Here is a 12,586-nt window from a genome sequence, read left to right on the forward strand (position 1 = left end):
TTTTTCTATGTGCTTTAAGCGAGGTTTGAAGTGTTCGTAAAGGTGTACTTTTACGAACGGTTTGAATAATCAAGGAGTAAACAAGAAAAAGTCAACTTATAACTTTGCGTCTATTTCTTTCACTTTTCCCAACCCTGCTGAAATGGAAAAGGTCATCCGTAGTGGCGGTAGAGCTACGAATTTTGAAGCAACTACGGAAATGCAGATTCCTTCAAGTTATCAGAACACTTATACGTTAAGGGAAACCAATGGATATCCATTAGTCGGAAGCCTGAATCCTTTACGTCACATTTATTTCATGATAATGTTTAATTCGAGTTATATCGAAATACTTTAGGGTAAAACATTTTATATTAGAAAAAGGGGTGCATCAAAAATGGATAATGATCAAATTGTTAAAGTTCATAAAGCATTGGGGGATAGTACCCGATACAAAGTTATCCAAATTATCGGTGAGGAAAATAGTTTGTGTCCGGCACAACTTGAAGGCCGTCTTGATAGTATTCCTTTATCCACATTATCTCATCATTTAAAGCAATTATCAGATTGCGGAATTTTAAAGCCTGAGAAGCGAGGAACCTATATTTTTTATAGTTTGAATGAGGATGTTGCAAAGAAATTTGTACCTCATCTGTATGATAGCCATTAAACCGGGCAAACCGAAATCCTAACTATAATAATTCTGTATTCCTATGGAATTATTTTTTGTTTGTTATTTCTATTTTTTTCGAAATATAAAATGTTCTATCCTAAAAGGATTGGAGGTTTGATAACAGGACGTCTCTGTAAATGACGACAATTTGAATTTATTCGCTTAAAACGATGTTTTGATACTTTGGTATTACGATAAAGATTTGAATAATCATAAATTTAAACTGCTTTCTATTTCTATATTTTTAGAAACACGGAAATATAAAATATCGAGTTGTTAATGGTTATGTCTCAAAACTTAACCACATTAAGCAGTGAATTAGTGGAAGACCGAAACATGGTGATCCTAACAGAATATGAATCAAACACTTTACGCGGTAATTTGGGTCTGCCTTATCCTGAAAATAGATACTCACTTTGAAACAATTTCCGGATAGAGCCCCTGATGGAGTTACATACTGGCCTTCATGCTTGAATAGTTAAACAGACAAGGATTTGCTAAAAAATAAACGCTTTTACTTAAAGTGATTTTCGAGGAGATATATATAAATGGAAAAGAACTACAATACACGTATCATTATGGCAGCGTTGCTGCTCTGCGGTTTCTCCGGCTATCTAAGCGAAACGGCCATCAATATTGCAATGACTAATTTAATGGAAGTATTCCAAGTTTCAGCGGCAACTGTACAGTGGTTAACAACTGGATACATGTTGACGATAGGCATTTTAACGCCAATAAGTGCGATGTTGCTGCAGATGTTTTCTACAAGAAAGCTCTTCACCATTTCGCTCACAAGCTTAATCGCCGGTACATTGATTTCGGCGCTGGCGTTCAATTTTGAAATGTTAATGTTCGGTCGGATTTTCCAGGCAGTAGGTATGAGCACCTTAATTCCACTCCTGTTCAATACAGTTCTCATCATTTATCCACATAATAAACGGGGGGCGGCAATGGGGTTAGTCGGGCTTGTGACCATGTTTGCCCCGGCAATCGGACCGACCTTTGGTGGTCTAGTAGTCGGATATTTAACATGGCAGTATATCTTCTGGTTATCACTCCCATTTTTAGTTATAGGGTTGTTGATGGGGTTGAAATATTTGGAGAACGTTACCGCTGTCACAAAGCAGCGGATTGATTTACTGTCTGTGTTACTGTCAACGATTGGATTTGGAGGAGTTGTTTATGGCTTTAGTCAGGTGGGCGAAGGATCTGAAGGCTTGGGCAATCCAGTTGTGATTGCTTCGATCCTTGTTGGCCTCGTCGCACTGGCGCTGTTCGTGTGGCGTCAAAACGTTGCGAGTAATCCGTTGATGGACCTGAGCGTGTTCAAGTATCCGATGTACGTTGTCGGACTGGTTCTAGTAGCGATAGTCCCGATGATTTTTATGGCGACCCTGATCATCCTGCCGATGTTTCTGCAGACGGGTGCAGGATTATCTCCGTTCACTGCGGGACTCATGCTGTTGCCGGGCAGTGCGCTTTTCGGTCTCCTTTCCCCGCGAATAGGGCACTTGTTTGATCTATATGGCGCAAAATGGCTCGCTATTCCCGGGTTCGTCATCGTTTCAGTCATGTTATGGTTCTTTACTAACCTATCTCCTGCTTCTTCAGTAGCCTTAATGGTGGCTTTGCATATAGGGCTCTCAATTGGGACAGCCATGATATTAATGCCAGCTCAAACGCACGCACTAAATCAATTACCGCCAGAATTATATCCGCACGGTACGGCAGTTATCAACACAGTGCCACAGGTTTCAGGGGCGATTGGAATTGCTTTAGCTGTCAGTATACTTACGGGTGGTATGGATAAATACCTGCACAACTTCTCCGTTCCCGCCAGACAGGTCGAAATGGCTAACGCGATGTCGGCAGGATCACATAACGTGTTCTTGTACATGATTATGTTGGCACTGATTGGTTTAGTCACAGCGTTCTTCATTCGCCGTGGCGTAGTCAGCCGCAAAGAGGTGCAGGCGTAACATCAATGTTTTGTCAGCGAATCCTTTATTGGTATCTCTGAAAACGATTTAAGGAAATAAGGCTTTGCAAAAAATAAACCGTTATTAAGTTAATTAGGTTACTAGGAGAGAAAAAATGAAGAAACAATACAATACGCGCGCCATCTTGGCGTCGCTGCTGATCGTCGGTTTTGTGGGCATGTTCAGCGAAACTGCCCTTAATATTGCCATGACTAATTTAATGGACGTGTTCCAGATTACGGCTGCAACTGCACAATGGCTGACGACCGGGTTCTTACTGACGCTCGGCATCTTGATGCCAGTAAGCGGTTTGCTGCTGCAGAAGTTTACAACAAGACAACTGTTCGTAAGTTCGCTAATAAGCTCAATTGCGGGCACATTGATTGCGGCGCTCGCGTTCAATTTTGAAATGTTGATGTTTGCCCGGGTTTTACAGGCAGTTGGCATGGGCTTGCTGCTTCCGCTCCTGTTCAATACGATTCTTGTCATCTATCCCCCTGAAAAGCGGGGAGCAGCTATGGGATTCGTCGGACTGGTCATCATGTTCGCACCAGCGACCGGACCGACCATCGGCGGTTTACTGATCCAGTATTTTACGTGGCATTACATTTTCTGGTTCTCGCTGCCACTTTTAGTCGTAGGGTTATTGATCGGGTTAAAGTATTTGGAAAATGTCACCGAGGTCACGAAACCCCGGATCGATCTCTTATCGATTGCCTTGTCAACCATCGGCTTTGGCGGAGTGGTCTTTGGCTTCAGTAAAGCAGGCGAAGGCTCAGAAGGTTGGACTAGTACAGTGGTGGTTGCTTCCATCGTTGTCGGGCTCGTTGCTTTAGTCTTGTTCGTCCTGCGTCAGACTTCTATGAAAGATCCTATGTTAAACCTGAGCGTTTTCAAGTATCCCATGTACGTCATTGGGCTGCTTCTGGTCCTGATCTGCATGATGATTATTATGTCCAGCATGATCATTTTGCCGATGTTCCTTCAAACTGGCGCCGGATTCTCAGTATTCATTGCCGGACTCATGCTTCTGCCGGGCAGTGCGCTAAATGGTATTCTGTCTCCACTAGTAGGACGGTTATTCGATAAGTATGGACCGACTTGGCTGGTTATTCCAGGCCTTGTTCTCGTTGCGGTTATGCTTTGGTTCTTTGCCACGCTATCCCCAGCTTCTTCCGTGGCCTTTATTGTACTGTTGCATATCGGGCTCATGGTGGGGATCTCCTTGATTTGGATGCCAGCACAAACGAACGGTTTGAACCAATTGCCGCCGGCATTATACCCGCACGGTACAGCCGTCCTGAACACGCTGCAGCAGGTTATGGGAGCGATTGGAACAGCGGTCGCCATCAGCATCCTGACGAGTGGTATGGAGAAGTACCTGCATGGCTCCTCCGATCCGACAAAGCTAACCGAAATTGCCAAAGCGATAACTGCAGGTTCACAAAATGTCTTCTTGGTTGCAATGTTCGTTGCACTGCTAGGCATTGTCTTAGCGTTCTTCATCCGTCACACAGTTGCCAGCCGTAAGTCGGCGCCATCCATCCATTGATTTCATTAAAGGAGAACGGAATACGTTAATTCTTCGTAGCTGGTGGATGAATAAACCAACAATATAAAAAACATGAAATCTCTGAAGTCAGTATGGGTCCACGCTCGGACTTATGCTGACTTTTTATAAGGAGTGTAGTCAATGATTTCAGTAAGAATGACTAATAGAATATGCGAAATATTAAATATAGAAAAACCAATTGTACAAGGCCCAATGTCTTGGATTACAAATGCCGAATTTGTTGCAGCGGTAAGCAATGCTGGTGGACTAGGATTTCTAGGCCCAAATGCCGGTCAGATTGACACAACTCGTTCACCCGAAATAAGTGCGGAACGAATGAGAGCTGAAGTACAAAAATTAAAATCATTAACTGATAAGCCATTCGGAATACCTGTGATCGTACATTCTGATTTAGCTTACACATGGCCAATTTTAGAAATGGTTATTGAGGAGAAAGTTCCTGTTGTTATAGTGAACGGTATATTGGATGAAAGAATCTTTAAACCATTAAAAGAAAATAATATAAAAATTATTTATAGACCCCTTACTCCTACTATTAAAGATGCAAAAGCTGCAGAAGAATTTGGAGTAGATGTTTATGTAGCGACTGGATTTGATGAAGGTGGGTCGGTTCCAGAACGAGTCATTGGAACATTTTCGATTGTTCCAATGATTGCAGATGCGATAAATATTCCTGTAATGGCAGCTGGTGGTATTGGAGATGTTAGAGGAGTGCGTGCCGCATTTGCTCTAGGCGCTGAAGGTGTGTTTGCTGGGAGTGTCTTTATTCCAACAAAAGAAAACCCGGCTGCAGAAAACGTGAAACAAATGATTGTAAATGCTACAGCAGAAGATTTACTGATGTTCCGTACTTTGCCTGCATACTATCGTTCTTTACCAACTCAATTAGCATATAAACTAGTCGAAATGGATAACCAAGGTGTTAGTCGTGAAGAAATAGCAAAAACGATGGTTGGCTCAATTGGTATGCGTATCGGTATGCTGGAAGGCAATACAGATGATGGCTATATTTCTATAGGTACTGGAATTACGCCAATCAAAGAAATCAGAACCGTAAAAGAAGTGGTTGATACTTTAATGCAAGACTTTAATTGAACTTATTAAACAACTGTCTCGAAATATAAAGATTCTCTCTATCTTCTTAATAGAGACCCTAAAGAATTATGTGTAAATAGTTAGTTCGAGAAGTTAGTGCATAAAAATTAAGAGAACTGGAAAAGAGAATTTAGTTGATGAAATTATGATTGTTGATTTTTATGGGGAACAAGAAGGTCGGTTAAAATCCTATAATTTGCTTGCAGAAGAATTCTTACATTCAACATAAGAAAATAAATACTTAAAGATTAAGATAACCATCATATTTTATTCCGATAGAGAGAAGGTAAAGGAATGGATAATAGAAAAAAGTTAAAAATAGGCGCTATTATTGAAGGTGTTGGCTACAACCATATGGGGTGGCGACACCCTGACATGCCTGCTGATGCGAGTGAAAATATCGATTACTATGTAAAACAAGCAAAAATTGCAGAAAAGGCGAAATTCGATACTTTGTTTTTAATCGATGTCAGCCATGTTGGGCCGGGAAACATACCACATTACTTGAGCATGTTTGAAGGGGTCAGCATCATGTCAGCGCTCAGTATGGTTACTAAGAATATTGGCCTTTCAGCAACCATTGCTGCGTCGTACGGAGATCCATTTTCTGCTGCGAGACAGATATTATCCCTCGACAAAATCAGCAAAGGCCGGGCTTCCCTAAATGCGATTACTTCTAATCCCGGTGGAATGGTGAACTATAGCAGAGGGCACCTAACAAAAGCAGATCAGTACCCGATGCAAAAAGAATTTATGGAGATTCTCTTAGGTTTATGGGATTCATATGAAGATGATGCTTTTATACGAGATAAAGCAAATGGAATCTATTTAAATCCACAAAAAATGCATCCTATAAACTATAGAGGGAATTATTTCTCGGTAGATGGTCCATTGAATCTCAGTCGTTCGATTCAAGGCAGACCGGTACTCTTCACGGCGGGTATGTCTGATAATTTTATGAATAATGCTGCGAAGTATACGGATGGAGTCTTTACCTTTGCTCAATCAGTTGATCATTTAAAAGAAATTGTGACAAAAATTAAAAAAAAGGTAGCATTAGAAGGACGATCTCCTGAGGACTTTATTGTTGCGGTTTCACAGCAAGTGCTTGTTGGCAGAACTGAAAAAGAAGCCGAAGAAAAATTCCGGGAAATGGAAAATCTAATCCCTCAGTATCGAATTCAAAAACCTTTATTTTTCGGTTCGGCCGAGAAAGTCGCCGATCAAATTCAGGAATGGTATGAAGCAGGTTTCATGGATATGTTGTTGGTTCAACAAGAGCATCCAACAGCTTTAGAAGATTTCGCTGATTTAGTCGTTCCAATTTTACAGGATAGAGGCATTTTCCGTACAGAATATGAATCAAATACGTTACGAGGAAATTTAGAATTGCCTTATCCCCAAAATAGATATTCTATCTGAATAAATTGAAGAGAGGTGTGACTAGTGGAACTAGAAGAAATCATCCTCGCTTGTATAGAAGAACACCCAGGAATGAGTGCAAAGAAGGTGGTTTCATGTTTGGATTCAAAAACAAACGGTTTCACAGTAACCGAAGAAACGAAGCTACAAGCTTCGATTTTCAAACAATTCTGAAGTGATTTTAAATAACGTTTATTGAAGGAGAGATTCTTATGGAAACAAAAATTAATATTATCGCCATATCAGGAAGTAGTCGAAAAAAATCTTCAACTCTAAAAGCACTCAATAGCCTGAATAAATTCGTACCCAGCAATGTTAATTATGAAATATACGATGGCATTGAAAAACTTCCGCATTTTAATCGTGAATTAGATAATGATAACGCTCCAGCAGAGGTGGAAGTATATAGAGAATTGCTTTCTAGAGCAGACGGAGTCATTATCTGTACACCCGAATATATAAAGGGGGTACCAGGAGTCTTAAAAAACGCTTTAGAATGGTTGGTGTCGTCTGCCGAGCTTTATGCGAAACCAGTAGCGGTTATTACAGCTTCATGTGATGGGGAAAATGCTCATCAAGCCTTGCAACTTAATTTATCTATGGTAAATGCGAATGTGTTCGATGGCGGCGCCTTATTAATTTCAGGTGAAAACAATAGATTGAACGAAGACGGGGAATTTATAAAGGATGAGGTTAATTCTTCACTAAAGCTATTAATATCGAAATTGCTTGAAGAAATTAATAAAAAAGGGTCTTTTTAAGATCGGTTTTTTAGATAAATTAATATAGAAGAAAAACCAGGTATTTAGATATTTAGAGAAATACTAAATTGCTGAAATGAAAGGATAGAAAAATTATGAGTGATATTATTATTATTATTTCTGGAAGTCCTTCTGATACCTCAAAAACGAAGAAGGTTCTTGACTATTTGGGGACAATTTTGGAGTTGGAAGGATTTTCAATAAAACATATTTCAGTAAAGGATGTTTCCAAAGATGTATTATTCGATGGGGCATATGATAGTCCTGAAATTCGGGATATCGCTATTTTAATCCAAAATGCGAAAGGTGTCATCATTGGGTCGCCAGTCTATAAAGATGCCTATTCAGGGGTACTGAAAACATTAATTGACGTACTTCCACAAGATGTATTGGAACACAAACCGGTGCTTCCTTTAATGACTGGTGGCAGTTCTACACATCTTCTGGCACTAGACTACACATTAAAACCAGTCTTGGCCTCATTAAAAGCACACAATTTAAAAGGTCTATACTTCATAGACGCACAAATTGATAAACAGAGCGAAATTCCAATAAATGATGTGGACACGTTAAAACGGACGAAAAAACAACTGTATTACTTTATGGAGTTAGCTAAATAATTCGGTTTTAATAAGAGAAATGAAGATTTCAATGAGCTTGTCACCCCTCTATTACAAAAACTTAGTATTTTAAAGGCCTTTATCAGGCAGCTAGATGAAGAGTAAATTCAGATTTACTTTATATACCGAATCATTAGGTAGAAAAAATTAAAAGAATAGCCCAGTTATTAAATTAACTAAAGACAGGTAAACAGGAGATGCCAATATGAATTATTCAATACTTGATTACGTGCATATTTTTAAGGGAGAAACTCCGCAACAAGCACTGGAAAATACAAAAGAAACAGTGGCATTAGCTGATTCTTTGGACTATAAACGCTACTGGTTTACAGAACATCACAATGCAACGACCATTTTTAGCATGGCACCCGATTTATTAATGATGCTCGCAGGTACATTAACGAAAAATATGAACATCGGGGCAGGCGGCATTATGCTGCCTAATTATAGTCCTTATAAAGTGGCGGAAAACTTTGCGATGTTAGAAGCAGCGTTTCCGGGTCGTGTGGATTTGGGAATGGGACGTGCATCTGGTACAGACTTTTTAGCAAAAATTGCACTCCAAATGACCAGAGAGAAAATGATTGAGGTGGATACAGCTGATCAGATTCAAGAGATCATCTATCATTTAACGAAATCCTTCCCAGAAGGTCATCCGTTGCAAACGTTAAAAATTCCTGGTGGACCGTATAAGCCGAATATGTTTATGTTAGGTTCATCCGCTGGTGGCTTAAGCTTAGCGGCAGAATTCGGTTTAAAATTCGCTTTTGCAGGCCAATTAAACCCTAATCAAGACGTACAATTATTAAACCTCTATAAACAGCGCTTTGAAGCGCAAGGTCATAAAGAAAAGCCGTATAGCATTTTATCGAAATTTATTTTCGTGGCAGACACGGAGGAAGAGGCAAAGCTAGCGGCATTACCCGCTGAAATTAGCTGGATGAAAATGTATAAGGGTGCTAATGCAGAGGAACTGCAATTGTTAACGGTAGCAGAAGCTGCTAACTATAAATTTACTTCGCATGAACTAGCCATTCGTGAACAAAATAAAGGACGCTTTATTGTAGGGAATCCCGAGCAAGTTAAGGCACAAATCCAAGAACTTGAACGTGCAGCACGCATTGACGAAATTATGGTGGCGGATTTTTATCCGGATCAGCGTACGCGACTAAAAGGACATACGTTATTGGCTGAATTAATGAAAGCAGAATGGCTCTAGAAAGTAGATACCATATGAAAATAAACTAGGGGGATTTATTTATGTCTGAAAAAAAACAAATGTTGCTTGGTTTAGGATTTACAGGGGCATTCGGTGCAAATGCTAAAGCTTGGAAAAGTGAGGGTGTCAATGTGACTACTTATCCAGATATTAATGCAGATATTCGCTATGCTCAACTTGCTGAAAAAGGTAAATTTCAATTTATATTTGTAGGTGATTTCCCTGGAGCAATACCCGATGATAACAGGGAGGTGCCATCGATGACGATTGAACCTATCATTACTGCCACTGCAATATTACAACAAACAAAACACATTGGTGTGGCGTCAACTGTACATACTCAGTGGAATTATCCTTTTACTTTAGCACGTCAATTTAAAGGGATAGATTTAATGAGTGGTGGACGTATTGCTTGGAATGCTGTTACGGGATCAAGTCCAAAGGTAGCAGAAAACTTTGGTGTAAAACTAATGGATAGTAGATCACGTTATGAAAGTCATTATGAGTTCGTAGAAACTGTGCAGCACTTATGGGCAACATGGGGAAAAGATGCTCTAAAAGCTGATAAAGAAACCGGTGTATTTGCGGATTATAGCCAAGTAAAACCTGTTCATATATCTGGTAAACATATACAGGCAAATGGAGCCTTGCCAATTCCACCTTCACCACAAGGACAACCGGTCATCTTTCACTCTGGTGGATCTCCAAATAGTATTGCGTTTGCAGGACGCTATGCGAGTGCAATGATTGGTGAAGTGTGGACGAAAGAACAAGGTATTGCTACAAGAAATGCACTACGCCAGGCTGCGATAGACGCGGGTCGAAATCCAGATGAGATTAAATTTATCGCAGGACTCATGCCGGTTGTTGCAAATTCTAAACGTGAAGCAATAGATCGTCACGCAAGTTTTATGGATGAAAATATAGTACAACAACGTGCATTTCATATCGGAATGATATTAGGAATCAGCTTAACTCCTGAAGATTTAGAACGCCCGATCGCACCAGAACTTTTAGACAAGGTAAAAATCGACCGTTACTCTGATCCTCGTGCTGAGAATGTTTTAAAGGTGGCGCGTGAAGGTTGGACATTACGCGATATCATTTATCATTCTGTAATTGATTACCATCCTGCAACATTAGGTGATGCAAAAAAAACTGCGGATTACCTAACTGAAATGTTTGAAAGTGGCGCAGCAGATGGCTTTTGGATACTACCAGATGCTTATGAAACCGACTTTAAACGTTTTGTAGAAGAAGTGGTCCCTATTTTACAGGAACGTGGTGTATTCCATGAAGATTATGATGGAGAGACATTAAGAGAAAATCTTGGTGTGCCCTATCAATATGGTGTAGATAAACGATTATCTTAATAGAAGTCATATAGAGCACAGGCTGATAATGGCCTGTGCTTCTTTTTAATGGCTCTTATAATTTATAATTTATAATTTGTAAAAAAATAAGAATAATAAATACGGAACTGCAATTTCAATCTATGTTCTTTTTTAAGTTAAATTTATTTAGAAAGTCGTTTAACTTTATAGTGTTCCTCCTAGTTTGCTATTAGAATTACTGCTGTTTCTGATAGTCTACCTCAGAAATTTTATTCAAAATAAACCAACTGCTATTAAATAGATACCGACGAATACAAAAAGCGAACCGCTTATAATCAAAAACAATTTTAGCAGCCAGAAATTTACGATTGGTGGAAGGAACAGTGTATGTTTAAATCCTTTGAAATCATCTGTATCCAGAAATCTTTTTTTTCTCATATAAACTACTCCGAAGACTAGACAACAAACTCCCATGAGTAGGATTAATATACCAGAATTTAATTGGTTGAAATCCAAAGAAAACTCCCCCTTTACTAAGTTTTTTTAGTATCTAACTTCTGATAACCGGCGATATGTAAACTTATTCACTTACTTTTACAAAAGACTTATGCTCTTTTCTCTGTTTTTGCTGGTTCCATGAATTTAAACTGTTCAATTTGAGTCCCTGCAGAAATACCAAAATGGCGTTGTTATTTATAAAAAAACTACTGTGTATAAATGGAGACTCGTATTTGATATTCATGATTGAACTAAAAAAAGAGAAAGAAAATACTCTTGGTTCCGTTTCTTTTTTCCTCTTAGCAATTCATGATATGTGAATTTTGTTAATCATTTCATGAAATGAACAATAACCAGTTAGGGAATTGCTTACTGCCTGGTTATCGTTTAACAAAGTATGCACGAGTTAAGTGCTGTACGTAATTCCCCCGTGTTCTCATCTTTTCATTTTGAAAAATTCCATTAAAAAACCGCCAGGACTTTTTTGATCTCTTGGCGGTCAAGTAATTCATAGGATATTTACTTGTTTTTGATCGCTAAATAACTCACAGCCTGTTGAACAGTAGCCATAGTATCGAAAGTCGATAAATCTACTCCCGTTTCCAGCACTTTTCGGGCAAGATCTGGTCTTAAGCCCGTCAAAATTGGATGGATTCCCATGAGACTTATTGCTTCACTGATTTGAAGGAGATATGCGATTACTACACTATCTATATTGTAAGTTCCTGAAAAATCGATGATTAAAGAATCAATATTAAGGTTGTGGACTTTCGTTGGAATTTCTTCTGCCAATTGTTTGGCTCTGCTTGAATCAATTGAACCTACCAACGGAAGAATTGAAACGCCTTCAAAAATCGGTACAATCGGAGCAGAAATTGAATTGATTTCTTTTATAAGTTCTAGATTTTTTCTTTCTGCTTCTTTTCGTGGAGTTATATCCCGGAGCACGGATTGAATGGCTCGCTGGTTCCCATAAATCAAGGGCGTGCAATTTACCTCAACATCAATTGGTGTCCCGTCCAGTCTTAGCATCGTCTGCTCAATCAACTGGGCTGGTTTATTTTCAGACATGACTTTTTGAATTCGCTGTTTAATGGCTTCTTTATACTCTTCTTTAATGATACCCAGAACACTAGCACCTATAATTTCTTTTTTGGTTCCTTTTAACGCTTCTGAACCCGATTCGTTAATATACAGCACCCGATGATTCTGATGGATAATAATTATTTCACTAGATTGTTCGACAAGTTGACTGTAGATTTTTTCATGTTCCATAGCCGATTGGATAGCTTCGTCTGGCGCTTTGCTTTTCATTACATCTTACTCCTTTGTTGAAAGTTTATGCCAAATGTCTAATATTCTGAGCAGTGAGAATTATACCATATAACCTTCTGAGCACTTGATGCAGTTTCCTTCGACATTTTACAAGTGAC

The 12,586-nt window shown here is 39.2% G+C and carries 11 protein-coding genes; 10 read left to right on the top strand and 1 reads right to left on the bottom strand.

Going from position 1 to position 12,586, the window contains the following annotated elements:
* The first annotated feature begins 376 nt into the window (after nucleotides 1-376).
* The 10 genes from FQV26_RS07590 to FQV26_RS07630 all read left to right on the top strand — a co-directional run bounded on the left by FQV26_RS07590 (nucleotide 377) and on the right by FQV26_RS07630 (nucleotide 10,694).
* Nucleotides 377-649: an ArsR/SmtB family transcription factor gene (locus tag FQV26_RS07590; RefSeq protein WP_146493827.1), complete on the top strand. Its 273-nt coding sequence runs from the start codon at nucleotides 377-379 to the stop codon at nucleotides 647-649.
* 551 nt (nucleotides 650-1,200) lie between these two features.
* Nucleotides 1,201-2,631 carry an MDR family MFS transporter gene (locus tag FQV26_RS07595; RefSeq protein ID WP_146493828.1) on the top strand — a complete coding sequence of 477 codons (1,431 nt, stop codon included), beginning with the start codon at nucleotides 1,201-1,203 and terminating at the stop codon, nucleotides 2,629-2,631.
* A gap of 115 nt (nucleotides 2,632-2,746) precedes the next feature.
* The gene (locus tag FQV26_RS07600) at nucleotides 2,747-4,183 is read left to right on the top strand and encodes an MDR family MFS transporter (protein ID WP_146493829.1); all 1,437 of its coding nucleotides are present in this window, start codon (nucleotides 2,747-2,749) and stop codon (nucleotides 4,181-4,183) included.
* A 156-nt stretch (nucleotides 4,184-4,339) separates the two neighbouring features.
* Nucleotides 4,340-5,299, top strand: coding sequence for an NAD(P)H-dependent flavin oxidoreductase (locus FQV26_RS07605; RefSeq protein WP_146557783.1), 960 nt, complete (start codon nucleotides 4,340-4,342; stop codon nucleotides 5,297-5,299).
* 294 nt (nucleotides 5,300-5,593) lie between these two features.
* A complete protein-coding gene (locus FQV26_RS07610) occupies nucleotides 5,594-6,721 on the top strand; it encodes an NtaA/DmoA family FMN-dependent monooxygenase (RefSeq protein ID WP_146556893.1) in 1,128 nt (375 codons plus the stop codon).
* 24 nt (nucleotides 6,722-6,745) lie between these two features.
* A complete protein-coding gene (locus FQV26_RS18730) occupies nucleotides 6,746-6,895 on the top strand; it encodes a hypothetical protein (RefSeq protein ID WP_186759658.1) in 150 nt (49 codons plus the stop codon).
* 38 nt (nucleotides 6,896-6,933) lie between these two features.
* Nucleotides 6,934-7,482: an NADPH-dependent FMN reductase gene (locus FQV26_RS07615; RefSeq protein WP_146556894.1), complete on the top strand. Its 549-nt coding sequence runs from the start codon at nucleotides 6,934-6,936 to the stop codon at nucleotides 7,480-7,482.
* Between the two features lie 95 nt (nucleotides 7,483-7,577).
* Complete coding sequence (gene ssuE, locus FQV26_RS07620) at nucleotides 7,578-8,102, top strand: NADPH-dependent FMN reductase (protein WP_146556895.1); 525 nt, start codon at nucleotides 7,578-7,580, stop codon at nucleotides 8,100-8,102.
* Nucleotides 8,103-8,307: 205 nt separating this feature from the next.
* Entirely contained in the window at nucleotides 8,308-9,321 is a 1,014-nt protein-coding gene (locus FQV26_RS07625) for an MsnO8 family LLM class oxidoreductase (protein WP_146556896.1), read from the top strand.
* A gap of 41 nt (nucleotides 9,322-9,362) precedes the next feature.
* Nucleotides 9,363-10,694, top strand: coding sequence for an NtaA/DmoA family FMN-dependent monooxygenase (locus FQV26_RS07630; protein ID WP_146556897.1), 1,332 nt, complete (start codon nucleotides 9,363-9,365; stop codon nucleotides 10,692-10,694).
* Between the two features lie 978 nt (nucleotides 10,695-11,672).
* On the opposite strand, the gene FQV26_RS07635 is transcribed toward FQV26_RS07630, so the two are convergent.
* Nucleotides 11,673-12,467: a PAS domain S-box protein gene (locus FQV26_RS07635; protein WP_146556898.1), complete on the bottom strand. Its 795-nt coding sequence runs from the start codon at nucleotides 12,465-12,467 to the stop codon at nucleotides 11,673-11,675.
* Nucleotides 12,468-12,586: the final 119 nt, after the last annotated feature.

This window comes from Planococcus sp. CPCC 101016 (assembly GCF_007859295.1).
Taxonomy (GTDB): domain Bacteria; phylum Bacillota; class Bacilli; order Bacillales_A; family Planococcaceae; genus Planococcus.